Genomic DNA, 23,735 nt, shown 5'->3' with positions numbered 1-23,735 from the left:
GAGGCGCAGCAGTCTTTTGGGTAAAGAGACAGAAAGATGAGAGAGGAGTAAACAGATGATTAGAGCAATGCAGGCGTCTGATTTGGAAGAAGTAATGCAAATCTGGCTCACCGCCAATATGGAGGCTCATGACTTTATAGACAGCAGCTATTGGAAAAGCCATTTTGAAGAAGTGAGGGCGCTGCTGCCTCAGGCGGAAATTATGGTATCAGAAAATACAGATACCGGGGTTCTGGAAGGATTTATAGGCATAATGGAATCCTATATAGCCGGAATTTTTGTGAGACAGGAATATCGTTCAAGAGGGATTGGCAGGCAGTTTTTGGATTTTGCCAAGGCAGCCAAACCAGAACTGAAGCTAAAGGTATATAAAAAGAATGAAGCAGCAGTGAATTTTTATCTGCGGGAAGACTTTCTTGTGCTGCAGCAAGGACAGGATGAGGACACCGGGGAAGAAGAGTTTACTATGGAATGGAAAGGAAGGGATGCCTTTATGTGACATTCCCTTCCTCTGCGGCTGGTAGCATCAGACAGAACGTACACCCGCCTCCTGGGGTGTCTGTCAGCGTCAGCTTTCCTTTTTGCAGTTCTGTAAGTTCTCTGGCAATGGAAAGTCCCAGACCGAAATGCTCTTTTTCTTTCCGGGATTTGTCACTTTGATAAAAGCGGTCAAATATCCGTTCTTTCTCTTCATCGGGGATTCCATTTCCATGGTCTGCAACCAGATAGCAGACATTTCTTTTCTTAATAAAAATTTCCAGGTCAATCATTCCATCAGGTAAGGTATAGGTTATGGCGTTGTCCAGAAGAATGGTGAGAATCTGAATTACCCGGCTTTTGTCGCAGTGAATCCGGGGCAGTTCCATATCCGGCAGCATCAGATTCAGCGTTATGCCGTTGTGGCGGCAGACAGGTTCAAAGGTTTCATATACATCCAGAAGCAGGGTATCGCTGTCATGGTTTCCCAGGGTCAGATGCCACTTTTTAGAATCTGAAGCAGCCAGAATCAGAAGGTCTTTAATCAGATTTCCCATGCGGGTGCACTCTTTTTCAATGTTGATAAGCATGAAATCTGTATTTTCAGGAGAGGTCCGGACAGCAGATGCGCTGGCCTGAATCACCGCAAGGGGAGAGCGCAGCTCATGAGAGGCGGCAGCAATAAATTCCGCCTGTTTTTTCTGGTTTTCTTTCAGAGGCAGCAAGGTTTTTCCAACGGTCCGCCAGCTTGCCAGATACAGCAGAAAGATACCGGAAAGACCTGTGAACAGGAAGAATACGCCCTGCCATAAAAGCTGTCTGGAGAAAGCCGTAATATCCTGTAAGACAAAAAGAGACTTGTAACCAAACGTTGTGGACACCAGGAAACACATGCCAAGATAAGAATCCCCCTGGGTGCCTTTGACGGTAAAGACAGAAGACTGCAGGGGAGAGGACAGAGCCGCTTTTTGTGAAGTAATGCCTTCTTTTACTGCCTTTTTCCGGGCCTTTTTTAAAAGGGTTTCCCGGCTGGTCTCAGGCTGGAAAGCGCCCCGGAAAAACAGAGGGGTGTCATTTTCTTCAATATGAATGAGCAGGCTGTTATCCATTTCCATCTGGGACAGCCAGGAATCTGTGAAAAAGGCTTCTGTTTGAAACCGGTTGGAAATATTGAGAAAAACACTGGAAAACTGTGCTTTATACCGGGCCTCCATAGAACTTTTCATGTAGAAAAAGCAGATAATGAGAATCACTGTGAGAATGGCTCCGGTAGTCAGCGTATATAAAAAAGTAAGTTTTTTTTGAAGGTTTTGAAACATCAGGTGTCCTCCTGTATTCCTTCCAGACGATATCCCACACCATGAATGGTTTTAATCTGCACCCGGCTTTTTAAGGTGCGCAGCCGCCGCCTGAGAAAATAAATATAGTTGTCCAGATTTCCCTCCTCAATTTCCGCGTCAGCCCCCCAGACATAAGAGAGAATCAGTCCCCGGCGCAGATTTTGCTCCTTATTTTTCAGAAAGTATTCCATAAGTCCAGCCTCTTTTTTTGAGAGAGACAGAGATTTTCCATTGGCAGATAATTCCAGATTTTCCGGGTCGAAGCATAAGTCCCTGAAACAAAGCAGGGGAGATTCTTTCAGAACGGCCGGGCGTCTGGTAAGGGCGCGGATACGGGCAAGCAGTTCCTCCGCATCAAAAGGTTTGGTAATATAGTCATCTGCGCCGCAGTCCAGTCCGCTGATTTTATCCCGGAGAGAATCCATGGCAGTTGCCATAATCACAGGAGTAGAAATATTTTTTTTCCGGATTGCACCTAACAGCGTCATTCCGTCCAGTTCCGGCAGCATGCGGTCCAAAATAATCAAATCATAGGTATTCTGCAAGGCATAGGAGAGCCCATCGGTACCATTGTGGCACACATCCGTTTCATACCCCTGGCTGCCAAGGTGAATCAGCAGTGCCTTACATAGAGAAACGTCGTCTTCGATTAATAAAATTCGCATATAGATAAATCCTTTCGTTTTCTTCTTTTGTATTGTATCATACAAATCTCTAAAAAATCTCCAAAAACATCTGGGATTCTTTAAAGATTTTTAGAGATTTCCCTGTTATGATAGATACAGAAACAACGATTAGGGTACAGAGAGGAGATTGACAGATGAAATTCAAAAAAGCGCTTGCCCTTGCACTTTGCGGGGCAGTTACCCTTGGAATGCTGGGAGGATGTTCCCAGAAAGAAAAGAAAGACGGAAAAGATTCTGAAAAAGAAGCCAAAGGGGGTTATGTGGAAGAGGAAATGGAAGGCCCCTGGGGAGAGAAGGAATCCTATCTTGGAAGTTATCTGAATGAGGATGGGAAACTGGAGGTCTATACCCAGACGGGAGAGGTCAGCCCGCAGGTATTTTCCTATACACATCAGGGCGGCAGCGACTGGGAAAAAAAGGAAGAAAACTGGGTGGAGGAGAAAATCAACGACAGTACCTATGTGTACTATCTCCTTCAGGGAGCCGATAAAAATCTCTACCTTATGACCTGTGGAATTACCGATACCTCTGAGTCTGGTGTGACTACTACAGAGGAGGGAGAAATCAGTCTTCCGCCCCAGCCCTGGTATCTTTACCGTCACACCCAGGAGGGAGAGACCCAGGAAATTCCGGTGGAGTGCCTGGATATGGAATACCAACAGCAAAACGGCGGTTTTGCCCCGTATTATCTGGGAGCCGCACAAAACGGTGATATTGCTCTGGTAGGAGTGGCATCCTCTAACATTGTCTTATATGATGGAACCACGGGAAAGGAAAAATACACCTTGCCCAGTCATCAGATAGTCACCAACAATGACGGTATGATAAACATTACCGGGAATACCATTGCAACCATCAGTGAAGACCAGAAAAATCTTCTTCTGTATGACGGGACTACAGGAAAAGAAACGGGAAAAATCAAGGTGGAAAATATGGAGGCAGGAACCGGATTTCTGGCTGCTACAGGGGATGGAACTTATTATATTGCAACGGAAAAAGGAATTTCTGTATATAAGGAGAATGGCAGTATCGGCGAACAGATTTATGATGGCAGCCGGGGAAATATGGGAGAAATGAAAAATAGTCTGACAATGAAAAATTTCATGGCAGGCGGTGAAAAGAATTTCTATGCAGCTTATGACAATTATCAGACCGGAACTTTTCACATCTGCCATTATTATTACAATGCTGCCGCAAGCACCAAGACAGAGAAAACCCTGTCCCTGTACGGGCTTTATGAAAGCCGTATGGTGGAAGCAGCCGTAAGGGCTTTTGAGAAGAAACATCCGGAAGTAGATGTGGATTATCAATATGCCCTGAAGCAGGATGCAGAAGGAAAACCGGAGGATTATATTGATGCACTGAATACCAGTCTTTTGAATAAGGAAGGGGCCGACGTGCTTTTCCTGGATGACCTGCCTGTAGATTCTTATATTGAAAAAGGAATTCTGGAGGATTTAACCGATTTGGCGGACAAAGGCGAGAATGATAACACACTGTTAAAGGGAATTGTGGACGGCGCAAAAAAGGACGGGAAAAATTATGAAATACCGGCGTCCTTCCGTCTTCCGGTATTTTATGGTACAAAAGAAGCCATGGCAAGACTGGACAGCCTGGATTCCGTAAAGAAATTTTTACAGGAACAGCCTGAAGGAAAAATCATAGGAGCCGCGTCTTACGGACAAATGGCATACCTTTTGTTTGCGTCAAATTATGAAGAACTTCGTCAGGAAGACGGCAGCTTTTCGGAAGAAAAGATACAGGAATTATTGGAAATGTCTAAGCAGCTTGTGGACAACAATCCATCCGAAGATATGGAAGAGAGCTGGGGAAGTTACTTTAAAGGCCGCATTTTATCCGGAAATACCATGTCTGCATTTTCCGGTATCGGTATGCTGGAGTTGTATGAGGAAACAGATATTGCAGGTGTGGACGATTTGACCGGATTGGCAGAAATTTCTCTGCTGTGTGATATTTTGAAAAAGCAGCCGGAACTTTCTGTAGAGAATCCCCATAATATGTACCTGTCCATGAATCGTATGGGTATCAATGCTTCTTCCAGGGAGAAGGAACTGGCAGAAGAATTTATACAGACTATGTTAAGCGATGAGATTCAGCAGCAGGAGTTCGTGGAGGGACTTCCGGTTCGTACGGAAAGTTTGGAGAAACAGGCCGATATTGCAGAAAAATCCGGACAGGAGGAGATGTTCAGCATCAGCTATGGCGGAGGAGAAACGCATTCCTACGGCTATCCGTCCAGAGAACAGCTGGAGCCGATTCTAGCCCTGGCGAAAAAGGCAGAGACGCCTCTGGTTATTGACCTGTCTGTAAGAGAAACATTTATCGACTGTGCAGAACAGTATTTTGGAGGAAGTATCAGTGCAGAAGAAGCAGCGCAGACTTTGGGTGAAAAAATGCAGCTTTACCTTTCCGAATAAAAGGGAAAAGTTGATTCCCTGGATTTTGCTGGCCCCCAGTCTTACGGGAGTGAGTGTGTTTATTCTGATTCCCTTTGCCGATGTGGTACGGAGGTCTTTTTTGCAGGCAGTAGGCGGCAGATTTGTGGGTTTGGAAAATTATAAAAATGTTCTGGAAAATACTGCTTTTCGGTTGGCAGCGGGGAATACGGTCAGATTTCTGGCCGTGTGCCTCCCTCTGCTTCTGGGACTTTCTCTGCTTTTTGGAATTTTGCTTTTGCAGGCAGGGAAGAGAAGCAGTCTTTTAAAGTCCGGATTTTTGCTGCCCATGGCGGTGCCGGCCGGGTCTGTGGTGTTGTTCTGGCAGCTGTTTTTTGATAAAAACGGAATTTTAAACGAAGCGCTGCAGCATTTTGGCGGCAAAGGAGTGGATTATATGAATACGCCAAAAGCTTTTGGCGTACTGGTGGCGGTTTATCTGTGGAAAAATCTGGGATATGACATGATTTTGTGGCTTTCCGGTCTTATGGGGATTCCCGACAGCCTTTATGAGGCAGCGAAAATGGATGGGGCAGGGGGCTGGAAATGCTTTCTTCATATTACCTGCCCCCTGCTGCTTCCCACAGCCTTTCTGACCGGTATTTTATCTCTGGTCAATGCCTTTAAGGTATTTCGGGAAGCATGGATGATTGCGGGAAATTATCCTCATGACAGTATTTACATGCTGCAGAATTTGTTTAACAACTGGTTTTTGAAGCTGGATATGCAGAAAATGACAGCAGCGGCCGTAATGCTTGCAGTGGTTCTGGGGTGTATTCTCATCGGAAGCCAGAAAATAGAAGAGAAATGGGGGCAGGGAATGTGAGAAGAAAGAAAGCCGTGATTTGGATACTGATCACCCTGTTTGTTCTGGCTCTGATTTTTCCCGTTCTGCTTTTGACGGCAGGCTCTTTTATGGGAACGGAAGAATTGAGAGAAAGCTATGGCAGTGTCCTTTATGGGGACTCCGGAAATTTGCAGTGGAAACTGTTTCCTCTGTATCCTACCTTAAAAGCCTATCTGCAGCTTCTCTTAGACAGTCCGGATTTCTTTGTGATGTTTTGGAATTCCTGCAGGCAGGTGTTTCCCATACTGGGCGGACAACTGCTTTTAGGACTGCCTGCAGCCTGGGCACTGGGCAGATTCCGGTTTCGGGGAAGAAAGATGATTCTTTATCTGTATATGATTCTGATGATTCTGCCTTTTCAGGTAACCATGGTGTCCGGTTATACGGTGCTGTCTTTTCTGCGTGTACTGGATACCCACTGGTCTGTCATACTGCCGGGCATTTTCTCTACTTTCCCGGTATTTCTTATGACAAAATTTTTTCAGCAGATACCGGACACCCTTTTAGAGGCGGCAAAGGTGGACGGTGCAGGAGTGGCAGCCTCCTTTTTTTACATTGGTCTGCCCCTGGGAATTCCGGGCGTGGTATCTTCTCTGATTCTGAATTTTCTGGAATACTGGAATGCCATTGAGGCGCCTATGACATTTTTAAAGAACAAGAGCCTGTTTCCCGTTTCCCTGTATCTGTCTAATATCACAATTCATGATATGGGGACCGCTTTTGCGGCTTCCATTTTAATTATGGCGCCGTCGGTGTTTTTATTTGCCTGCGGGCAGAATTATCTGGAGCAGGGAATTCTTGCGTCAGGACTAAAGGAGTAAGAGCATGAAGAGAGAGAAAGTCAATAAAAAACAACTGGCAGCAGCAGCGTTTGCTGTATTTTTCCTGATTATGGCGGTCTGTACGGCGGTTTCCAGAGCCGCAGCCTCTATGGTAGTGCCGAAAGTCACTACCGGAAAAGTACAGGAAGGAAAGCTGAGCATTCTCATACAGGGAAAAGGAACGGTGGAGACCAGAGAAGAAAGCCTGCTTTCCCTTCAGACAGGACTGCGTGTAGAAAAAATTCTTCAGACAGGCACGGTGGTGAAAAAGGGAGATGTTTTGCTGCAGTATGATCAGAACTATCTGCAGGAAAGGATAGAAGAGAAACAGGCAGAAATCAAAAAGCTGGAACTGGCGGTAGAACAGGCAAAACTTACGGGACAGCCTCAAGCCAGAGTGGAGGCCGCCGAGAGCGCACAGCGGGATGTACAGCTTTCAGAGGATAATTATGCAAAAGCGTGGGAGGATTACAATGCAGCAGCGGAAGCTTATGAGACAGGCGCCGCCGGGCAGCAGCAGAATTTAGACCAGGAGCTGCAGGCAGCAGAGGAAGAAAAAGAGCGTGTACTGCAGCAGGCACAGGAACTGGAAGCTGCAGGAGAGGCAGAGGAAGCAGAAAAGCTGCGTCAGCAGGCAGAGGAGAATGCAGAGCAGAGAAAGGCACAGGCCCAGTCTGCTTATGACAGTGCCATTCAGGAACTGGAACTTCAGAAGAGCCAGGCCGAGGAAAGTCTGCAGGCTCAGGATTCGGCCAGAGCTCAGGCGTATAATGCCTATGAAAGTGCAAAAGAGCAGGATGCGGCTGCGGCAGAAAATGATAAGAAGACAGCAGAGGCAGGCAGCTACACCACACAGTCTGCCCAGGTGGATTTAGAATTGGCAAAAAAGGAACTGGAAAAGCTGCAGAAGGTACAGTCAGAAAACGGAGAGGTGAAAGCCCCGGAGGACGGGGTCTTAAAAAGCAGTACCATAGCAGCCGGTGGGGTGACAGACGATACGGCATCTCTGATGTTTGGCTGGGGCGGATACCGGGTCAAAGGCAATCTGACAGCAGAAGACCTGTCTAAGGCAGAGACCGGAGATGAGGTAAAAATTATGGTTCCCGGGCAGGGGAAAACTTTGAAAAAGAATATTGGAGAAATCTCCGGAAATACCAATCAGCAGGGGGAGGGTCAGACTGCAGCAGGAGTGTTTTATGCGGAAATGGAGGAAAAGGAGGCTGTGTATGGAAGCGAAATTTCCTATGAAATCAGCAGACAGACAGATTCTTCCTATAAGCAGGTGATTCCTCTTTCAGCCGTAAGAAAGGATTCTGACGGAACGTTCTGTCTGGTGGCAGAAGAGGAGAAAACCGTACTGGGAAATGAATACAGGGCAAAACGGGTAGCTGTGACTGTGGTGGAAAAAGACAGTACCAGCGCAGCGATTACCTCCTCTCTCGGGCAGGAGGATAAAATTATTACAGGCAGCAGCAAGGACATTGCTCCGGAAGATAAGGTGAGGCTGGAAGAATGAAAAAAATATGGATAAGAGCAGGGGTAGGTTTTCTCAGCTTGGCGCTTTGGTGCCTCTCTTTCTTTTTCTATAAAAAGACGGAGGAACAGGCGGGCAGCTTTAACGGTTATTACGATATGCCGGTTCTTACAGAGGCAGAGTTGTCTGCCTTTCTCTCCCAGGCGGAACAGCCGGATCAACTGCCGCAGATAACGGGCTGGTCAAAGGAAGATAAGATTCCCATAAAGGGAGAGGTGCGGGAGGCCGTTTCGGGAACTTTGTGGAAAATCGCAGGAAGTATGGAAATGTTTTTTGCGGGACAGCTGAAGGAGGGAAATTATCCCTGGGAAGAAGATGAGGAAGGCTGTCTGATTAGCAGCGGTCTGGCAGAAAAGCTTTTCGGAACAGAGCGTATACAAGGCAACCAAGTGCAGATTTTTGGGAAAACCTACATTGTCCGCGGCTGCATAAAAAGCAGAGACTCTTTTGCTGCTGTCTTTGCAGAAACAGAAGACGGGCTGGAGGGAATTTCTTTGCAGTATACAGACCACAGGCAGCCCGGCTCTTTGGCAGAGAGTCTTTTGACTCAGATAACGGGCAGTGCGCCGGATGGATTCTGGGAAGGAAATCTTTACAGTAGTCTGGCCAGAGTTTTGGCAGCGCTTCCGGTGTGGGTCTTTGTCCTGGTCTGCTTTGGCAGAGGATACCGGCAGACAAACAGATGTGCAGTTTTTGCCTTTCGCCTTTTTATCAAGCTTGTGGCGGCCGCTGCATTTTGTTTTCTGTTTGCGGCAGGGCTGTGGATGACGCTTCGGTTTTCCGGAGATTATCTGCCGTCTATGTGGTCTGATATGGATTTCTTCCCAAGACTGATGCAGGAAAAGCAGCAGGCTTTTGACGAAGTGCAGAAGTTTGTTCGCTGTCCGAAGGATGCCAATATGCTGGAAAACCTTAGAAGGACTGCAATGGCGGCTGTGGGCAGTATCATGGCTGAAAGTATTTTTCTGGCGGAAAAAAGGAAAAAATAGAGAAAAGAGACCTTTTCGTCTGTGTTTTGGAAAGAAATATTCCGGGCAGCAGGCGGAGAGGTTTTTCTTTTTGGAAAGACAGTTTCCATTGGCTCTGTTTTGCATACCATATAAGAAAAAGGTTTAAGTGAAAAAATTGAAGAAAAGTTTCTATAGATTTGCGGTTCTGGGCGGAGATATGCGTCAGGTGTATCTGGCAGATATTCTGGAGGAAAAGGGACAGGAGGTAAAACGCTATGGCTTAGAGACGGAAACGGAGTCCTCTGCCAGTCTGAAAGAGGTATTGGAAACTGCGGATGTCATTGCGGCGCCGGTTCCTTTTTTGAAAAAGGATGTGGTTTTCTGCAAAAATCCCCAGGAAAAGTTTCAGACAGAGCTTCAGGGAGAAAATATCCTGAAGCTGGTGCGGCCAGGCAGTGTGCTGTTTGCCGGAGGAATCCCTGCAGAGTATGAGAAAAAGGCGGCAAAGAAGGGCATTGTCTGTGTGGATTATTTAAAAGATGAATACACGGCAATGGAGAACACGGTTGCGGCTGCAGAAGGGCTTCTTGCGGAAGCCATTTGCCGCAGTTCCAGGAATCTTTTTGGAAGTTCCTGTCTGGTGCTGGGATATGGAAGATGTGGAAGCACACTGGTATCTTATCTGAAAAAATTTTCCTGCCATGTGACAGTGGCAGAAAAGGAGGAAAAGGTCAGAGCCAGGGCAGGGCTTTTGGCAGACCGGGTGATAGCGCCCTCTAAGCTGCCCCTTTATTTGGGGTCTGTGCAGTATATTTTTAATACGGCTCCTGCTATGGTGCTGCCCAGAGCATTGTTGGAATATGTGTCTGCAGATGCGCTGATTCTGGATATGGCGTCTGCGCCGGGAGGGGTGGATTATCAGGCCGCGGAAGAGAAGAAACTGCAGGCTGTGCTGCTGCCGGGGCTGCCGGGGCGGTATGCGCCGTATTCTTCGGCTGAAATTCTGGCAAAATTCATCTTTCGATATATGGAGTAAAAGAAAAGATTTGGGAAGGAGTTTATCATGAATTTAAAGGGAAAGAAAATCGGAGTGGCTTTTACAGGCTCGTTCTGTACCTATGAAAAAGCCTTTTTGGCATTGGAAAAGCTGGTGGGGGAAGGGGCAAAGGTACAGCCCATTTTTTCGGAGGCGGCAAAGAGCATTGACAGCCGTTTCGGAAATGCAGAGGATTTTGTAAAAAGGGCAGAACAGATTACAGGAGAAAAGATTATGGGAACCATTGCACAGGCGGAGCCCATTGGCCCGCAAAGCCTTCTGGATTTGCTGATTATTCTCCCCTGCACGGGAAATACCATTGCAAAACTGGCAAACGGGATTACCGATACTCCGGTTTTAATGGCGGCAAAAGCCCATCTGCGGAATGAAAAGCCGCTGCTGCTGTCTATTTCCACCAACGATGCTCTGGGAATGAATATGAAAAATATCGGGTTGCTTTTGAATGCCAAGCATGTCTTTTTCGTGCCTTTCGGACAGGACAATGCACAGAAAAAGCCGAATTCCATGGTAGCCCATACAGGGCTTTTGGTACCGGCGGCAGAAGCTGCTCTGGAAGGAAAACAATATCAGCCGATTATTCAGTAGGGAGGAAAACTATGTGTGGAATTGCAGGATTTAGCAGTTACGAAGAAGACTATGGCATATGCCGGGGAAAATGGGAGGAAATCCTGGAAACCATGAATCAGGTGCAGAAACGAAGAGGACCTGACGAAGACGGAATTTTTCTGGATGCTCACTGTGGCATGGCTCATGTGCGTCTGTGTATCTTGGATTTAAAGAGAGGGCAGCAGCCCATGTCCCGGCACAGCCAGGGACGAACCTGTACCATTTGCTTCAACGGAGAAATTTACAATATGAAAGCACTGCGAAAAGAATTGGAGGCAGAAGGAGCAATTTTTCAGTCAGACAGTGATACAGAGGTGTTTCTGGTGGGCTATATGCTTCATGGGGAAAACTTTGTAAAGCGGATAAACGGCGTTTTTGGAGCGGCTCTTTGGGATTCGGATAAGGAAACTCTTTTTCTTTTCCGGGACAGAGCAGGGGTAAAGCCGCTTTTCTACACAAAATACAGAGAAACCCTGGTTTATGCCTCGGAATTAAAGGGAATTCTGGCCTATCCCGGCATGGAAGCCGTGGCAGATGCGGATACGCTGTGTGAAATTTTTGCCCTGGGGCCGGCAAAAACATACGGAAAAGGAGTTTTGAAAGACATTTATGAGGTTCTGCCGGGCCATTATCTGGTTTTTCATAAGGGGAAAATAAGGGATATCTGCTATTGGAAGCTGGAAAGCCATGTACAGGAAGCGTCTTTTGAAGAAACTGTGGAAAAGACCTCATGGCTTATAGAGGATGCGGTAAAACTGCAGATGTTGTCGGATGTGCCTGTCAGCACCTTTTTGTCCGGAGGGGTAGACAGCAGCCTTGTGACGGCAATCTGTGCCAAAGAGCTGAAAAAACAGGGAAAAACTCTGCGCACCTTTTCTTTTGATTTTGAGGGAAACCGGAAATATTTTAAAGCCAATCGTTTTCAGCCCAGCCAGGATCGTCCCTGGGTTGAGAAAATGGTGAAGTTCTGTCAAAGTGAGCATACGTTCCTGGAGTGTGACAATATACAGCTGTTGGATTATCTCTACAAGGCCGTAGATGCCAGGGATTTGCCCTGTATGGCAGATGTGGAGTCTTCCATGCTGTACTTTTGCTCCAAGGTAGCAGAGAAAAACAAAGTAGCCCTTACCGGAGAATGTGCCGATGAAATTTTCGGAGGATATCCCTGGTTTCACAATCCAAAAGCGTTTGAAACCCAGGACTTTCCCTGGTCTTCGGATATGAAGGTACGGCAGACACTCTTATCAGAAGAGTGGATACACATGCTGCCTATGGAAGAATATGCACACAGCGCCTACGAGAAGACCATAAAAGAGACTCCGCTTTTGGAAGGGGAGACAGGTACGGAAAAGAGAAGAAGAGAGATTGCCTATCTGAACCTGAAATGGTTTATGGCTACGCTTCTGGACAGAATGGACCGAACCGGAATGTACTGTGGTCTGGAGGCCAGAGTTCCTTTTGCAGACCACCGGATTGTAGAATATGTGTGGAATGTGCCGTGGGAAATGAAATGCCGGGACGGTGTGGTAAAAGGATTGCTGCGCCATGCAGGGGCAGGAAAGCTGCCGAAAGAAGTACTGTGGAGAAAGAAAAGCCCGTACCCCAAAACTTACCATCCCGAATACGAAAAAATGCTTGGCGACAGGCTGCGTGAGGTGCTGGCAGACTCCAATGCCCCTGTGGGACAGTTTCTGGATAAGGGGAAAGTGGAACGCTTTCTTGCAAGTCCTTCGGATTATGGGAAACCCTGGTACGGACAGCTTATGGCAGGACCGCAGATGCTGGCTTATATGCTGCAGGTGAATGACTGGCTGGAAAAATACAAGGTAAGAATTTCACTGCGGTAATAAAACCTGACTGCGGGCTGCTTTTGGTATTTATGCTCTTTACTGCTTCAAGGTTATAATCGTATGGAAAGTAGCAGTGGTGTCATCATAATACATCCGTAGATTGCCCTGATACTGCTCTACTACTTTTCGAATACTTTTGATTCCAAAGCCATGTCTTCCTTTGCCGGATTTATGCGAAACGGGAAATCCGTTTTGGTCAAAATCCGGCATACTTCTGCATGAATTTACAAGGACAATTACAACAAAAGGAGTGTTCTCTTTCTTTTGAACCATAAGGTCAATAAAAGAATCCGGGATGTGTTCCGCAGCTTCCATTGCATTGTCCAGCAAGTTGCAGAACAGGGAGGTCAGGTCATTCTGGTGCAGATGGTGGAGCAGATTCTTGCTGTTTCCTTTAAATCAGAAGCATCCATAAGCTGGAGGATATAAGCATCTATTTTCTCACTTTCCCCCTTTTCATTTAGTAGTTTGATGGACTGCAGGTGCTTTTTGATATCATGAATTAAAATACTCCGGTTTTCATTTTGAGACAGCAGCATTTTATAATATTCAGCAGAATCGGATTCTTTTTGAAGCAACAACTGCATTTCTGTAAATTCACGGCTTTTTTTCTGATTATATTGTGTAATTCCAAATACCAGTAGGTTTATTAATAGAAGAAGAACTGCACTGATTTCTTTGATTAAGCGGTTGAGGGTGGCTGCGTTCAGCTCTGTGATGTTGGCGTATTCCTGAATGGCTTCCACCCATTGTTTTGCGTCATTGGCAAGCTGGACTTCATCGGACAGCCGCTTTCTGCCCTCGGATATTCTTGTTTTAAGCTCCGTCTGCTCGGTCTGTGTCTTTTCCAGTATGGTATTGAAATTCTGCTCACTGATACGCCCTGCAATCATATCCTCATAAAGCCGCATGACCATTTTGTCCAGAACCTCAATCCGTTCCTCGTCCCTTGTAAGGGAGCAGGATTTCATTGTGGACGATACCACGCTTTTCCGGGTAGTGCTTCACTTGCTGGTCATATTCACAGAACAGTTTTTCGCCGCTCTGGTAAGCAGCGGCGGCAACCGCAGACTGCTGTTGGCTTCGCTGCACAATAGAGATTTCGTTGTGTGGACAGGGCATTTCGTGTTTCTCCTTTCGGTAATTAGTAGATGGGGTGGCGTTTTACCACCTCATTTTGGGCAGAAAAAAAGCAGGAGACCTTTTTCAGATTTCCTGCTTGGTGTGCCGCTGTGTGGGCGACGGGTATTTGGTTGTAAGTTCGGGGCAAGTTGACCCGATGTGTGTGGAATAGCAAACTGGAATTTTTCGAAGCTTACTTTATACTGTTAAATACTATAAATTCATCCCACAATTCATCATAATTATCAAACTCATAAAATGTGTCCTCAATTTTAAAATATTTCCCCGGACTAATTGTCAGTGTTTCATCGGTTGCAAAATAGATTGTATAATAAGAAACAGCTCCATTTGATAATGCTTTGTTTTCATCTACTTTGTCACCAAGTTTCACTTGATTTAATAAATCTATAAACTCAACAACTTCATTATCTGAAAAAGAATACGAATAATCACCGTCTATCCCACCTGTAGTTCCTATATGTTCAATTTTTTTAATTTCTGACACAGCAATATTTTCTAAATTGATATTCACATCTCGTTTTCCGCATGCTAACAATGTACTTGTTAGAAAAATAAGTATGAGCAAAACTATTCCAATTTTTTTCATTCACATACTCCTTCATTTACATTTCAGTTTGACAACTTCTTATTTGTCGTCATCTTCATTATACTTCATCGCCTATCGAAAAGATAGCATATTTTATGAAACTTGTCGGCTGGGAACAGCTTGCAAAGCAAGGTGTCCCCAGCCGACAAGTTTACAAAAGGGTAGCTGGCGGCAGCCAGCGCAGGGGAAGTGTAGCGTCCCCTGTTTGATTTGGAACAGACCATGACTGCGGAAAATCACAGCCCTCCGGCGAGGAGCCTTCGGAGAACGCAATGCACCAACCTCTAGGTGGTGTATAATTGTGCCCTTAGTAAACCAAGGGGTTTCCGGCTTCTCCCGTTCCAGCAGTTTTTTCAATAGTTCCTGCGTGTCCTGTCTGTGAAAAATGAGTTTCAACAACAGCATGACATCATCAGCTGTCAGGCGTTCCGGTTCTTGCAGAAAACTTTCCAGCATACCGCCACGAGTACAGAGCCGGTGCGTCCGTTCCTTTCGGGTAAGCTGCTTCAACTGGTGCTGCAATGCCTTTTCATCATTGATGGCTTTCCGCAGTTTCTTTTCGCTTTTCTCCAGCTCCCGGTTGAGCTTTTCCAGCTTTGAGGTATCAGGCAAGGGCGGCGTCCTCCTATCCCGGTATCAGCACATAAATCCGGTTCGGTTCTCCTACACCCTGACGCACCCGCATGATAAGTCCGGCAGTTTCCAATTCATTCAGAGAACGCTTGACCGTCATGGGGCTGCGGGACAGGACTGCGGCAATGGCTGTGATAGGGAAGCAGACAAACAGGATTCCGTTCTCGTCCTCCTGTCCTTTGGATAGCATAGCGTCCAACATCCGGCAGTACATGACCTTTGCGGTGCTGCTGACTGGAAATCCTGTCAACGCTCTGGGAAAGGGCATACAGGGCGGCAATGGTGTGTCTATGGTCATAAATTCAAAATTCATTGAGTGTGTCCCTCCTTTTTCTTTGCTCGTTTGGATAAATAATGGGGGCAGTCAACCACAACCGCCCGGAAGCTCTGTCTGCACCCATGCTGGCATTTCCGGCATACTCGATATTGTCCTTGATGATCTCCCGATAAATCTCTACGGCGCTCTGTGATTTCGCTCCTGTTCCTTTCCGTTCCGGCGGCGCAGCCGCTTCTTCCCCCAAAGGAGAGGGAGGGGAAAGGATAGGAATGGAATCGGTATTTGATCCATCCATAATTGATTTCTCTTTACTTGATATATCTTTATTTAATTGCGTTGGTTTTTCCTGCGTAGGCTTTTCCTGCGTTGGATTATCCAATGCTGGATTATCCAATGTAGGTGAATCCGGCACAGGCTGGGGCTGTTCGTAAATGATGTAATCCGCCCCACACAGGCGGCCTTGGCTGTCACGCTCACGGGAACGCACGATATAGCCCGCCTGTTCCAGCTCCTTAACTGCCGCCCGGATCGCGTCAATCTGCTCCCGGTTGATAAGGGACAAGCCTTTCAGCGTAAAGTCCCAATCCTCCGGCAAGGACAGCATTTGCGACAGCAGGCCCTTGGCTTTCAGGGACAAGTCCTTGTTCCGCAGGTGGTGGTTGGATATCACCGTGTAGCCCCGGTTTTTCTCCGCTCCTTTCACTTGAAATTTCACCGCGCCGTCAAGGGCGGTACACTTGCCCGGCTGGTAGGGACATTCCTCATACACACAAAACTGGTACTTCCAGTGCGGGCGGTAGAAACGGCAAGTGCCGCAGTCCTCCGGCGCTCCGGCCTCGCCGCTGTCAAAATGGTCTGCGCCCGGTCTTGTCTGCATGAGCTGTTCAAAGGCCCGGTCGCTGCCGGAAGTAAAGTATATAGGCGGTCGCCTCCTTTCTGTTTTTGGGCGCAAAAAAGCGGCGTCCTGATCTCCCCAAAGGGGAAAAGAGAACGCCGCCGTTTGCGGTGTCGTATTCAATTTTCGATGTGTCGCTATTTGGGCGGTGGGCTTCACGGGAAAGTAGAAGCGTGTCAAAGCTCAACCCGAAAGTAGTAAATCAGTAGTAAATTCAGTTCTTATATCCCGTGAAATGCCCGTATTTCCGGGATTTTTTGAGATAATCAGAGTTGTTATTATAAACAGAAAAGCTGCTGTCAGTTTTTTTATAGGAATATTGCTGGCAGCAGGACTACAGATTCCCTGCATTGCAAAAAGGATATGGAGAATGACCAGAAAAGACGGGTAAATGTCGTTTAGTGCAAAAGGGATTGAAATCATAAGAAAAATAAAGATAATAAAAATTGTCATTGATTTTCAATATTTTAAAGATTGGGAGGATTATTATGAAGGCAAAAAATACATTAAAAAAATTAGGTTGTGCTTTAGCAGTGGCAGCTTGTGTAACGGGAACTACAGCACCAATGGTTCATGCAACAACAACCGATTTTACATTTACAGTTAGTTCTAAACCATCATTAAACACTGACACAATGTCTAAAAGGACGATGAAAGCGGATAATGAACAGAGATATTATGCAAAGGCTACAAGCTTTAGTGCAGCAGGAACAATTTATGTTCACTCTAGAAAAATAGTGGTACTGCTTTTGGCCTGTGTAATATTGTCGATAGCTATTATATGGAAAATAACAAGAGTGGATTTTGAATTGACGAAGGAAAATTAGTAAAATTGGAGGATGGTATGGAAGTTATCAGAGTAAGAAATGCGTCAAAGAGTTTTCATGAGCACAAGGTATTAAATGATGTTTCATTAAGCTGTCAAAAAGGCAAAATATATGGAATTGTAGGATATAATGGTTCCGGAAAAACTGTGCTTTTCAAGTGTATCTGTGGATTATATTATCTTGACGAGGGACAAATATGGATACAGGGCAAGCAGATGAAAAAAAGATATAGATATGCTGACAGAAGCAGGAATCATTATAGAGGAACCGGCATTTCTGTGGAGTTATACGGGATACCAAAACCTGGACTTTCTCTATAGATTGAGGCATCCTCCTAAGTCTGGAAAGCGGGTTTGTAATTATTCTTTGGGTATGCGGAAAAGACTTGCAATTGCCCAGGCGATTATGGAAAAACTATTTTGATGGCGAGTCATAACAAAGAAGATATCATGCGAATCAGATAAACGGATTTCCTTTATGCGGAAAATAGTGCTTGTATCTGTAAAACAAAGATGATAACATATCTTTATACATCATTCATTCAGACTAAGAAAACTTATATCATCTTATGTCTAAACGTCTTTTTTCTATAGCTTCTTTTCTGAAGCGGTATTTCAAAAATGTAAAATAAAGCAAACAGGGAGGTAGATGTTTATGGACACTTTACTGAAAACGTATTTTCCAATCATCCGCACAAGAGAAGAAGTGCTGAACCTGATTGGGGAGAAAGAGAAACTGACAAATTTGTTTGAGAGCTGGAGCGAAGAACAGCAGGAGGAGTTTCTGGATTTTTGTACAGGAGTAAAGATTCTGTATGATTCTTTTTTTAAAGAAATTTTCAATCCGGAATATCATGCAGAAAGACTGGAAGAGCTGTTAAGTCTTTTGCTGGAGACAAAAATCCGTATTAAACAAATTTTGCCCAATGATTCCGTTCGTCTGGCAGATGAATATACCCTGCTCATTACAGATATTGTAATAGAGACCGAGGATGGAAGAATTGCAAATTTGGAAATACAGAAGATAGGTTATGCTTTTCCTGGCCAGAGGACAGCGTGCTACTCCGCAGATTTGTTGCTCAGACAATACAAGAGAGTGAAGGACAGGAAGAGGAGCGAAAATAAAAAGTTTAATTACAGGGATTTAAAGAAAGTATATACAATTGTTTTATTTGAGAAAAGTACAAGAGAATTTCATGAGATTCCAGATAAGTATCTCCATTATGGGGAGCACATCTATGATACGGGACTAAAGCTGGAAACACTTCAGAAAAGTGTATTGGTAGCTCTTGACATTTTTCGGAAAAATATAGAAAATAGGTCTATAGAAAACAAACTGGAGGCTTGGCTGTTTTTACTCAGCAGCGATGAGCCGGAAAGAATCATGGAACTTTTGGAAAAGTATCCTGAGTTTCGTGAAATATATGAAGAAGTGTACCAGATGTGCAGAAATGTGGAGGGTATTATGAGTTTATTTTCAAAAGAACTGGAGGAAATGGACCGGAACACAGTGAGTTATATGATTGAAGAGTTGGAGGCAGAAGTAAAGGCAGCGGAGGAAAGGGCAGAACAGGAGAAACAGGAGAGAAAAGCAGCGGAGGAAAGAGTAAAGAAGGAAATGGAAGAACGGGAAAGGCAAATTGCAGAGCTTCAGGAAAAAATCAAACGTTTAGAATCCATGAAGGATGAACAACAGGCATGAAAAAAACTTGCAAAAAGGAGAATGGAAATATGAATTTTATCGTGGAAGAAAATGCCATTTATTATATGGATGAAAACCGGGAAAAAAACGCAGAGGTAACATTTCCGAAACTGGATGAGCATACCGTGGAGATTAATCATACCTTTGTTTCTCCCTCTCTCCGGGGAACCGGTATGGCAGGGAAACTGATGCAGGCTGCGGCAGAAGAAATTTCCAGACAGGGGAAGAAGGCAGTGCTTACCTGCTCGTATGCAAAAGGCTGGTTTGCGCGTCATAAGGAATTTCAGCACATCATACAGGAATAAAAGAACGTTTGGAAAAGGAAGACAGAAACTTATGAAACATGCAGCATTTTTGAAGCAGATTACAGATTTTGTTTTTGTGGAGAATGAACCGGAAAAAGCGGATATTATTTTCATCCCCGGCAGCGGCTTTCCGCAGCTTGCAGAAGAGGCGGCACAGCTTTATAAGAAAGGTTTTGCGCCCTATATTCTTCCGTCCGGGCGTTATAGTATTACACAGGGACACTTTGGTGGTGTACAGGAAAAGGAAGCGCTTTATCCGGGAAAGTACCATACGGAATGGGAATTTCTCAGCCGTGTTTTGGTAGAAAACGGGGTTCCCAAAGAAGCTGTTTTAAAGGAAGAAAAAGCCACGTATACCTATGAAAATGCGACTTATTCCAGAAAAGTAACAGACAAGGCTCGTCTGGATATTCGGCAGGCCATTCTTTGCTGCAAGCCTTATCATGCCAGAAGAAGTCTTTTGTATTATCAGCTTTTGTACCCGGATACCCGTTTTCTGGTTTGTCCGGTAAAAGAAAGCAGTATCCGAAAGGACAACTGGTATCAGACCGAGCAGGGGACAAAGGTGGTTTTGGGAGAAATGGAACGCATTGGCATACAGTTTCATGAAATCATAGGGGAAATACGAAAAGAAGAGCCAATAGATAAATGAACCGGAAGACAGAGACGAATCCTCTGTTTTCCGGTTGAAAAGGCTTTAGGAGAGATGATTCTGGCTGCGGTATTTTCGGATACTTTGTAAAATGGTCTGCCGGGCTTTCTGTGCCAGTTCTTTTGAAAGATTTTCCATTCCCTGAAGAGGATAGGAAAGTCCCAGTTCTTTATACTTGATTTCTCCCATATTGTGATAAGGGAGCACTTCCAGACCTTTGACATTTTTATGCTCTGCAATGATTTTTCCGATGCCGTCCCATTCTTTTGGGGTATCGGTGTAGCCTTTGACCACTACATGACGGATAATTGCAGAAACCCCAGACCTGTCAGCAGCGTCGAGAAACTCCAGAACAGACTGCAGGGCTTGCCCGGTAAGGGTTTTATGGGTATCTGCCTGACTGTGTTTTAAATCCAGGAGAAGAAGGTCTGTAGAGGCAAAAAGCCGTCTGTACGCTTCGTCTTTTTCTTTCCGATAGAGAATTCCCGATGTATCCAGACAGGTATGAATCTTCCGTTTTTTTGCACCTTCAAAGAGGGCAATGAGAAAATCCAGCTGCATAAGAGGTTCCCCCCCTGTAGCTGTGATACCACCCTTGGAATAGAAGCCTTTATTTTTTTCATAGATATCCAGAATCTCATCTACGGTCATTGTCTGGCCCTTTTTCGGTGCCCAGGTATCCGGATTGTGGCAGTACAGGCACCGCATAGGGCAGCCCTGGAAAAACACCACAAGGCGTATTCCGGGACCGTCTACCGTGCCAAAGGTTTCCAGAGAATGGATATAACCGGTTTCTTTACATTCCATCATGGAAAGTTCTGGAAATAACCTCGTCCTGCTGTTCTTTTGTCAGCTTATTGAAGTTTACTGCATATCCGGATACACGAACAGTCAGCTGAGGATATTTTTCCGGGTGTTCCTGTGCATCTAAAAGAGTTTCTTTTGTAAATACATTTACATTTAAGTGGTGGCCGCCTTTTTCGGCATAACCGTCTAATAAACCTACAAGGTTGTCAATCTGAGCGTCACTGATATTCATAATTTTTACCTCCGTTAAATTTTTTATGAAAAGTTTTTGTCTTCAGAGATTAATCAAGCTGTGCATTAGGTTCACAGCAGGCGCAATCCGGTTCCAGCTCGAAAGTAATGTCATCAAACAGGATAGCATCATCTTTTCCCAGCGCACCGGGGATAATGGAGAAGGTATTGGAAATACCGTCCTGTGCGTCCTTAAAAGGAAGCTTGGAAACAGAATTTAAAGAGGCCACAGCGCCGTGACGGTCTCTGTGGTGCATCGGGTTTGCACCCGGAGCAAAGGCCTGTCCCGCTTTTCTTCCATCCGGAGTAGAACCGGTTGCCTTTCCATATACCACATTGGAGGTAATGGTCAGGATAGAAGTTGTTGGAATTCCGTTTCGGTAAGTGTGATTTCCTTTGATATACTGCATAAACTGGTGCACGATATCGTATGCAATATCGTCTACACGGTCATCGTCGTTTCCGTATTTTGGGAAATCTCCTTCAATTTCGTAATCAATGGCAATACCGTTTTCGTCACGAATTGGTTTTACCTTGGCATACTTGATTGCGGAAAGAGAATCGGCAACAACGGAAAGTCCGGCAATTCCTGTGGCAAACCAACGGGTTACTTTTTTGTCGTGGAGAGCCATCTGCAGTCTTTCATAGCTGTATTTATCATGCATATAGTGGATGATATTTAAAGTGTTCACATATACGCAGGCCAGCCATTTCATCATATCCTGGAAACGTTCCATGACTTCCTCGTAGTCCAAATATTCGGAAGTGATGGGGCGGTATTTCGGTCCTACCTGTTTTTTGGAAATTTCGTCTACACCGCCGTTGATGGCGTAGAGCAGGCACTTGGCCAGGTTTGCTCTTGCACCGAAGAACTGCATTTCTTTTCCCACTTTCATGGAAGACACGCAGCAGGCAATTGCATAGTCATCTCCGTGTGTAACACGCATCAAGTCATCATTTTCGTACTGGATGGAAGAAGATGCAATGGAAGTTTTTGCACAGAAACGTTTGAAGTTCTGCGGCAGTCTGGTGGACCAGAGTACAGTCAGGTTTGGTTCCGGCGCTGTGCCCAGATTTTCCAGTGTATGGAGATAACGGTAGGACATTTTGGTTACCATGTGGCGTCCGTCAATTCCCATACCGGCAATGGACTCGGTAACCCAGGTGGGGTCACCTGAGAAAAGGGCATTGTATTCCGGTGTTCTGGCAAATTTTACAAGGCGCAGCTTCATGATAAAGTGATCAATAAACTCCTGAATCTGTTCTTCTGTGAAAGTGCCGTTTTTCAAGTCTCTTTCTGCATAAATATCCAGGAAAGTAGAAGTACGTCCAAGGGACATGGCAGCGCCGTTCTGCTCTTTGATGGCAGCCAGATAGCCGAAATACAGCCACTGGATTGCTTCCTGGACATTCTGTGCCGGACGGGAAATATCGTAGCCGTAAATATGGCCAAGCTCTTTTAATTCCTTTAAAGCCTTAATCTGTTCGGAAAGTTCTTCTCTTTCTCTGGTTACATCAGAGTACATAATGGTTCTGGTGCTGTCCTTCTGATTCTGTTTGTCTTCAATCAGACGGTCTACGCCGTAAAGGGCCACACGTCTGTAATCACCAATAATGCGGCCTCTTCCGTATGCATCGGGAAGACCTGTGATGATGTGGCTGGAACGGCAGGCGCGCATTTCCGGTGTGTAGGCATCGAAAACACCGTCGTTGTGTGTTTTGCGGTGTTTGGTGAAAAATTCTACCACTTCCGGGTCTACTTTATATCCATTGTCCTCGCAGGCTTTCATAGCCATGCGGATACCGCCGTATGGCTGCAGAGAACGTTTAAAAGGTTTGTCGGTCTGGAATCCCACAATGGTTTCTTTTGCTTTGTCAAGATAACCGGGACCATGAGAAGTAATGGTGGAGATTACTTTGGTATCCATATCCAGGACACCGCCTTTTTCCCGCTCCTGCTTTGTTAAGTCCATAACCTGCTGCCATAAATCCTGTGTTGCCTGTGTAGGTCCCTGCAGGAAAGTATCATCTCCGTCATAAGGCACATAGTTCTTCTGGATAAAATCCCGAACATTGATTTCCTTTTCCCAGATGCCTCCCTGGAAAGACTCCCATTCTTTGAGCATAGTATAACCTCCTATATCTTGTAGTTAGTTGTAAATAACTTTTCTGTTATATGTGGATTCTATAATATTGGACTTAAAAAGTCAAGGTAATACCATGTTTATTATTCCATACAATCGGAAAAATATGAGCAAAAAAAGAATGCCGCATTTCGTGCACACCGGGAATATCTGCATATTCCGGATTGCTTTTCATGCGGCATTTTCATTGTTTTTCCAGTATCAAGATAATTTAATTTTCTTCAGAATCTGCAGGTTCTTCAGGCAGACTGAAAGCATCTGGATTGGATGTGTTCTCTTCTTCCTGCGGCTCATATTTTGCAAATATTTTGCGGAAAATAATGGAAGAAACATACGCAACTGCAGCAAATCCCAGAAGCATCCACAGCATACTGCCGTACACCAGAGTGGAAGGTGTAAGGAAGGTTACAAATACAAGGGCTGCCGGACAGACAACCAGAACCAGTGTCCAGGGCAGATTCAAAATAGAAATCAGCAGAGCATTTTTGAAAGTGTTTTTGATATTATTTTCAAATCTTGCCGTGTAGGGGAAAACATAAGTCAGCACCATCAGATATAAAACCAGAAGGGCCCCAATGAGAATACGGAAAATAGTACTCATGTTTTCAGGCAAAAAAGAAGCTGCACGGTAATCTACAAAAATAAACAGTCCCAAAACAGCCATAATTAGCCACAGAATGGTAGACTGTTTAAAGTTTTCCTTAAAAGCTTTGAGAAATCCTTTGAAAATATAGGATTCTTCTCCGCGTACCATTTTCAGTGTAATGGTGTAAAGGGCGGTGATAGAAGCGCCTGCTGTCACCACAGGAAGGCAGCAGATAATGCATAAAATATTTAAAATCATCAAGTCACATATACGGGACAAAAACCGCATAATCGGGCTGTCCATGTTAAAAAAACTGCTCATAAT

The 23,735-nt window shown here is 45.2% G+C and carries 23 protein-coding genes and 4 pseudogenes; 14 read left to right on the top strand and 13 right to left on the bottom strand.

Going from position 1 to position 23,735, the window contains the following annotated elements:
* Positions 1–55: 55 nt before the first annotated feature.
* Entirely contained in the window at positions 56–499 is a 444-nt protein-coding gene (locus WKT17_RS00295) for a GNAT family N-acetyltransferase (protein ID WP_173748784.1), read from the top strand.
* Here the strand turns inward: WKT17_RS00295 and WKT17_RS00290 are convergent.
* Entirely contained in the window at positions 492–1,796 is a 1,305-nt protein-coding gene (locus WKT17_RS00290; protein ID WP_173748783.1) for a sensor histidine kinase, read from the bottom strand. The genes WKT17_RS00295 and WKT17_RS00290 overlap by 8 nt on opposite strands.
* Positions 1,796–2,482: a response regulator transcription factor gene (locus tag WKT17_RS00285; protein ID WP_291681202.1), complete on the bottom strand. Its 687-nt coding sequence runs from the start codon at positions 2,480–2,482 to the stop codon at positions 1,796–1,798. The genes WKT17_RS00290 and WKT17_RS00285 overlap by 1 nt, the downstream gene beginning before the upstream one ends.
* A 155-nt stretch (positions 2,483–2,637) precedes the next feature.
* Here WKT17_RS00285 and WKT17_RS00280 point away from each other — a divergent pair, with 155 nt between their 5' ends.
* The 8 genes from WKT17_RS00280 to asnB all read left to right on the top strand — a co-directional run bounded on the left by WKT17_RS00280 (position 2,638) and on the right by asnB (position 12,621).
* Entirely contained in the window at positions 2,638–4,941 is a 2,304-nt protein-coding gene (locus WKT17_RS00280; protein WP_291681201.1) for an ABC transporter substrate-binding protein, read from the top strand.
* Positions 4,883–5,785 carry a carbohydrate ABC transporter permease gene (locus WKT17_RS00275; RefSeq protein WP_173748780.1) on the top strand — a complete coding sequence of 301 codons (903 nt, stop codon included), beginning with the start codon at positions 4,883–4,885 and terminating at the stop codon, positions 5,783–5,785. Before WKT17_RS00280 ends, WKT17_RS00275 begins: the two co-directional genes overlap by 59 nt.
* Positions 5,767–6,627 carry a carbohydrate ABC transporter permease gene (locus tag WKT17_RS00270; protein WP_173748779.1) on the top strand — a complete coding sequence of 287 codons (861 nt, stop codon included), beginning with the start codon at positions 5,767–5,769 and terminating at the stop codon, positions 6,625–6,627. Before WKT17_RS00275 ends, WKT17_RS00270 begins: the two co-directional genes overlap by 19 nt.
* Positions 6,628–6,631: 4 nt before the next feature.
* Positions 6,632–8,143 carry a hypothetical protein gene (locus WKT17_RS00265; protein WP_226853639.1) on the top strand — a complete coding sequence of 504 codons (1,512 nt, stop codon included), beginning with the start codon at positions 6,632–6,634 and terminating at the stop codon, positions 8,141–8,143.
* Positions 8,140–9,150 (top strand): ABC transporter permease, encoded by a 1,011-nt coding sequence (locus tag WKT17_RS00260; protein ID WP_291681200.1) that lies wholly within the window; start codon positions 8,140–8,142, stop codon positions 9,148–9,150. Before WKT17_RS00265 ends, WKT17_RS00260 begins: the two co-directional genes overlap by 4 nt.
* Positions 9,151–9,277: 127 nt before the next feature.
* Positions 9,278–10,147: a dipicolinate synthase subunit DpsA gene (locus WKT17_RS00255; protein WP_291681199.1), complete on the top strand. Its 870-nt coding sequence runs from the start codon at positions 9,278–9,280 to the stop codon at positions 10,145–10,147.
* Positions 10,148–10,174: 27 nt separating this feature from the next.
* Positions 10,175–10,753 (top strand): dipicolinate synthase subunit B, encoded by a 579-nt coding sequence (locus WKT17_RS00250; RefSeq protein ID WP_173748777.1) that lies wholly within the window; start codon positions 10,175–10,177, stop codon positions 10,751–10,753.
* Positions 10,754–10,764: 11 nt separating this feature from the next.
* Positions 10,765–12,621, top strand: a complete 1,857-nt coding sequence (asnB, locus tag WKT17_RS00245; RefSeq protein WP_291681198.1) for an asparagine synthase (glutamine-hydrolyzing) — start codon at positions 10,765–10,767, stop codon at positions 12,619–12,621.
* A 39-nt stretch (positions 12,622–12,660) separates the two neighbouring features.
* Here asnB and WKT17_RS00240 read toward each other — a convergent pair whose 3' ends face one another.
* The 7 genes and pseudogenes from WKT17_RS00240 to WKT17_RS00210 form a co-directional block, all read right to left on the bottom strand.
* Positions 12,661–12,939, bottom strand: coding sequence for a GHKL domain-containing protein (locus tag WKT17_RS00240; RefSeq protein WP_244092031.1), 279 nt, complete (start codon positions 12,937–12,939; stop codon positions 12,661–12,663).
* Between the two features lie 356 nt (positions 12,940–13,295).
* Positions 13,296–13,583: pseudogene (locus tag WKT17_RS00235) on the bottom strand (DUF4368 domain-containing protein); the annotation flags it as partial.
* A pseudogene (locus WKT17_RS00230) lies at positions 13,579–13,746 on the bottom strand (MobA/MobL family protein); the annotation flags it as partial. The pseudogenes WKT17_RS00235 and WKT17_RS00230, both read right to left, overlap by 5 nt.
* Before the next feature lie 193 nt (positions 13,747–13,939).
* Entirely contained in the window at positions 13,940–14,353 is a 414-nt protein-coding gene (locus WKT17_RS00225; RefSeq protein WP_291681197.1) for a hypothetical protein, read from the bottom strand.
* 318 nt (positions 14,354–14,671) lie between these two features.
* Positions 14,672–14,965: pseudogene (locus WKT17_RS00220) on the bottom strand (DUF3847 domain-containing protein); the annotation flags it as partial.
* 13 nt (positions 14,966–14,978) lie between these two features.
* Positions 14,979–15,299 carry a DeoR family transcriptional regulator gene (locus WKT17_RS00215; RefSeq protein ID WP_291681196.1) on the bottom strand — a complete coding sequence of 107 codons (321 nt, stop codon included), beginning with the start codon at positions 15,297–15,299 and terminating at the stop codon, positions 14,979–14,981.
* Positions 15,300–15,402: 103 nt separating this feature from the next.
* Positions 15,403–16,182, bottom strand: a pseudogene (locus tag WKT17_RS00210) (DUF6017 domain-containing protein); the annotation flags it as partial.
* A gap of 464 nt (positions 16,183–16,646) precedes the next feature.
* Here WKT17_RS00210 and WKT17_RS00205 point away from each other — a divergent pair.
* The 5 genes from WKT17_RS00205 (at position 16,647) to WKT17_RS00185 (ending at position 19,643) form a co-directional block, all read left to right on the top strand.
* The gene (locus WKT17_RS00205; RefSeq protein WP_291681195.1) at positions 16,647–16,985 is read left to right on the top strand and encodes a hypothetical protein; all 339 of its coding nucleotides are present in this window, start codon (positions 16,647–16,649) and stop codon (positions 16,983–16,985) included.
* A gap of 17 nt (positions 16,986–17,002) precedes the next feature.
* Positions 17,003–17,305 carry an ATP-binding cassette domain-containing protein gene (locus tag WKT17_RS00200; protein ID WP_291681194.1) on the top strand — a complete coding sequence of 101 codons (303 nt, stop codon included), beginning with the start codon at positions 17,003–17,005 and terminating at the stop codon, positions 17,303–17,305.
* Between the two features lie 334 nt (positions 17,306–17,639).
* Positions 17,640–18,686: a PD-(D/E)XK nuclease family transposase gene (locus tag WKT17_RS00195; protein ID WP_291681193.1), complete on the top strand. Its 1,047-nt coding sequence runs from the start codon at positions 17,640–17,642 to the stop codon at positions 18,684–18,686.
* Positions 18,687–18,715: 29 nt separating this feature from the next.
* Positions 18,716–18,991, top strand: a complete 276-nt coding sequence (locus WKT17_RS00190; RefSeq protein WP_291681192.1) for a GNAT family N-acetyltransferase — start codon at positions 18,716–18,718, stop codon at positions 18,989–18,991.
* A gap of 31 nt (positions 18,992–19,022) precedes the next feature.
* Positions 19,023–19,643: a YdcF family protein gene (locus WKT17_RS00185; RefSeq protein ID WP_291681191.1), complete on the top strand. Its 621-nt coding sequence runs from the start codon at positions 19,023–19,025 to the stop codon at positions 19,641–19,643.
* Positions 19,644–19,688: 45 nt separating this feature from the next.
* Here the strand turns inward: WKT17_RS00185 and pflA are convergent, their stop codons facing one another.
* The 4 genes from pflA to WKT17_RS00165 form a co-directional block, all read right to left on the bottom strand.
* On the bottom strand, positions 19,689–20,453 hold the full coding sequence (pflA, locus tag WKT17_RS00180; protein WP_291681190.1) for a pyruvate formate-lyase-activating protein: 765 nt from the start codon (positions 20,451–20,453) through the stop codon (positions 19,689–19,691).
* Complete coding sequence (grcA3, locus tag WKT17_RS00175) at positions 20,440–20,682, bottom strand: autonomous glycyl radical cofactor GrcA3 (RefSeq protein WP_173748770.1); 243 nt, start codon at positions 20,680–20,682, stop codon at positions 20,440–20,442. The genes pflA and grcA3 overlap by 14 nt, the downstream gene beginning before the upstream one ends.
* A gap of 49 nt (positions 20,683–20,731) precedes the next feature.
* Positions 20,732–22,807: a formate C-acetyltransferase gene (gene pflB, locus WKT17_RS00170; protein WP_173748769.1), complete on the bottom strand. Its 2,076-nt coding sequence runs from the start codon at positions 22,805–22,807 to the stop codon at positions 20,732–20,734.
* Positions 22,808–23,036: 229 nt separating this feature from the next.
* Positions 23,037–23,732, bottom strand: a complete 696-nt coding sequence (locus tag WKT17_RS00165) for a YesL family protein (RefSeq protein ID WP_173748768.1) — start codon at positions 23,730–23,732, stop codon at positions 23,037–23,039.
* Between the last annotated feature and the right edge of the window lie 3 nt (positions 23,733–23,735).

This window comes from Blautia sp. HCN-20427 (assembly GCF_037890365.1).
Taxonomy (GTDB): Bacteria; Bacillota; Clostridia; order Lachnospirales; family Lachnospiraceae; genus Blautia.
This window is presented reverse-complemented; position numbering and strand designations above follow the sequence as displayed.

Bases quoted from the DNA above. Each gene is read 5' to 3' on its own strand.
- WKT17_RS00295 (WP_173748784.1), top strand. From the start codon at position 56: ATGATTAGAGCAATGCAGGCGTCTGATTTGGAAGAAGTAATGCAAATC.
- pflB (WP_173748769.1), bottom strand. From the start codon at position 22,807: ATGCTCAAAGAATGGGAGTCTTTCCAGGGAGGCATCTGGGAAAAGGAA.
- WKT17_RS00225 (WP_291681197.1), bottom strand. From the start codon at position 14,353: ATGAAAAAAATTGGAATAGTTTTGCTCATACTTATTTTTCTAACAAGT.
- pflA (WP_291681190.1), bottom strand. From the start codon at position 20,453: ATGATGGAATGTAAAGAAACCGGTTATATCCATTCTCTGGAAACCTTT.
- WKT17_RS00290 (WP_173748783.1), bottom strand. From the start codon at position 1,796: ATGTTTCAAAACCTTCAAAAAAAACTTACTTTTTTATATACGCTGACT.
- WKT17_RS00240 (WP_244092031.1), bottom strand. From the start codon at position 12,939: ATGGAAGCTGCGGAACACATCCCGGATTCTTTTATTGACCTTATGGTT.
- WKT17_RS00270 (WP_173748779.1), top strand. From the start codon at position 5,767: ATGGGGGCAGGGAATGTGAGAAGAAAGAAAGCCGTGATTTGGATACTG.
- WKT17_RS00165 (WP_173748768.1), bottom strand. From the start codon at position 23,732: ATGAGCAGTTTTTTTAACATGGACAGCCCGATTATGCGGTTTTTGTCC.
- WKT17_RS00285 (WP_291681202.1), bottom strand. From the start codon at position 2,482: ATGCGAATTTTATTAATCGAAGACGACGTTTCTCTATGTAAGGCACTG.
- WKT17_RS00260 (WP_291681200.1), top strand. From the start codon at position 8,140: ATGAAAAAAATATGGATAAGAGCAGGGGTAGGTTTTCTCAGCTTGGCG.
- WKT17_RS00280 (WP_291681201.1), top strand. From the start codon at position 2,638: ATGAAATTCAAAAAAGCGCTTGCCCTTGCACTTTGCGGGGCAGTTACC.
- WKT17_RS00185 (WP_291681191.1), top strand. From the start codon at position 19,023: ATGAAACATGCAGCATTTTTGAAGCAGATTACAGATTTTGTTTTTGTG.
- WKT17_RS00215 (WP_291681196.1), bottom strand. From the start codon at position 15,299: ATGAATTTTGAATTTATGACCATAGACACACCATTGCCGCCCTGTATG.
- WKT17_RS00250 (WP_173748777.1), top strand. From the start codon at position 10,175: ATGAATTTAAAGGGAAAGAAAATCGGAGTGGCTTTTACAGGCTCGTTC.
- asnB (WP_291681198.1), top strand. From the start codon at position 10,765: ATGTGTGGAATTGCAGGATTTAGCAGTTACGAAGAAGACTATGGCATA.
- WKT17_RS00190 (WP_291681192.1), top strand. From the start codon at position 18,716: ATGAATTTTATCGTGGAAGAAAATGCCATTTATTATATGGATGAAAAC.
- WKT17_RS00265 (WP_226853639.1), top strand. From the start codon at position 6,632: ATGAAGAGAGAGAAAGTCAATAAAAAACAACTGGCAGCAGCAGCGTTT.
- WKT17_RS00200 (WP_291681194.1), top strand. From the start codon at position 17,003: ATGGAAGTTATCAGAGTAAGAAATGCGTCAAAGAGTTTTCATGAGCAC.
- grcA3 (WP_173748770.1), bottom strand. From the start codon at position 20,682: ATGAATATCAGTGACGCTCAGATTGACAACCTTGTAGGTTTATTAGAC.
- WKT17_RS00205 (WP_291681195.1), top strand. From the start codon at position 16,647: ATGAAGGCAAAAAATACATTAAAAAAATTAGGTTGTGCTTTAGCAGTG.
- WKT17_RS00195 (WP_291681193.1), top strand. From the start codon at position 17,640: ATGGACACTTTACTGAAAACGTATTTTCCAATCATCCGCACAAGAGAA.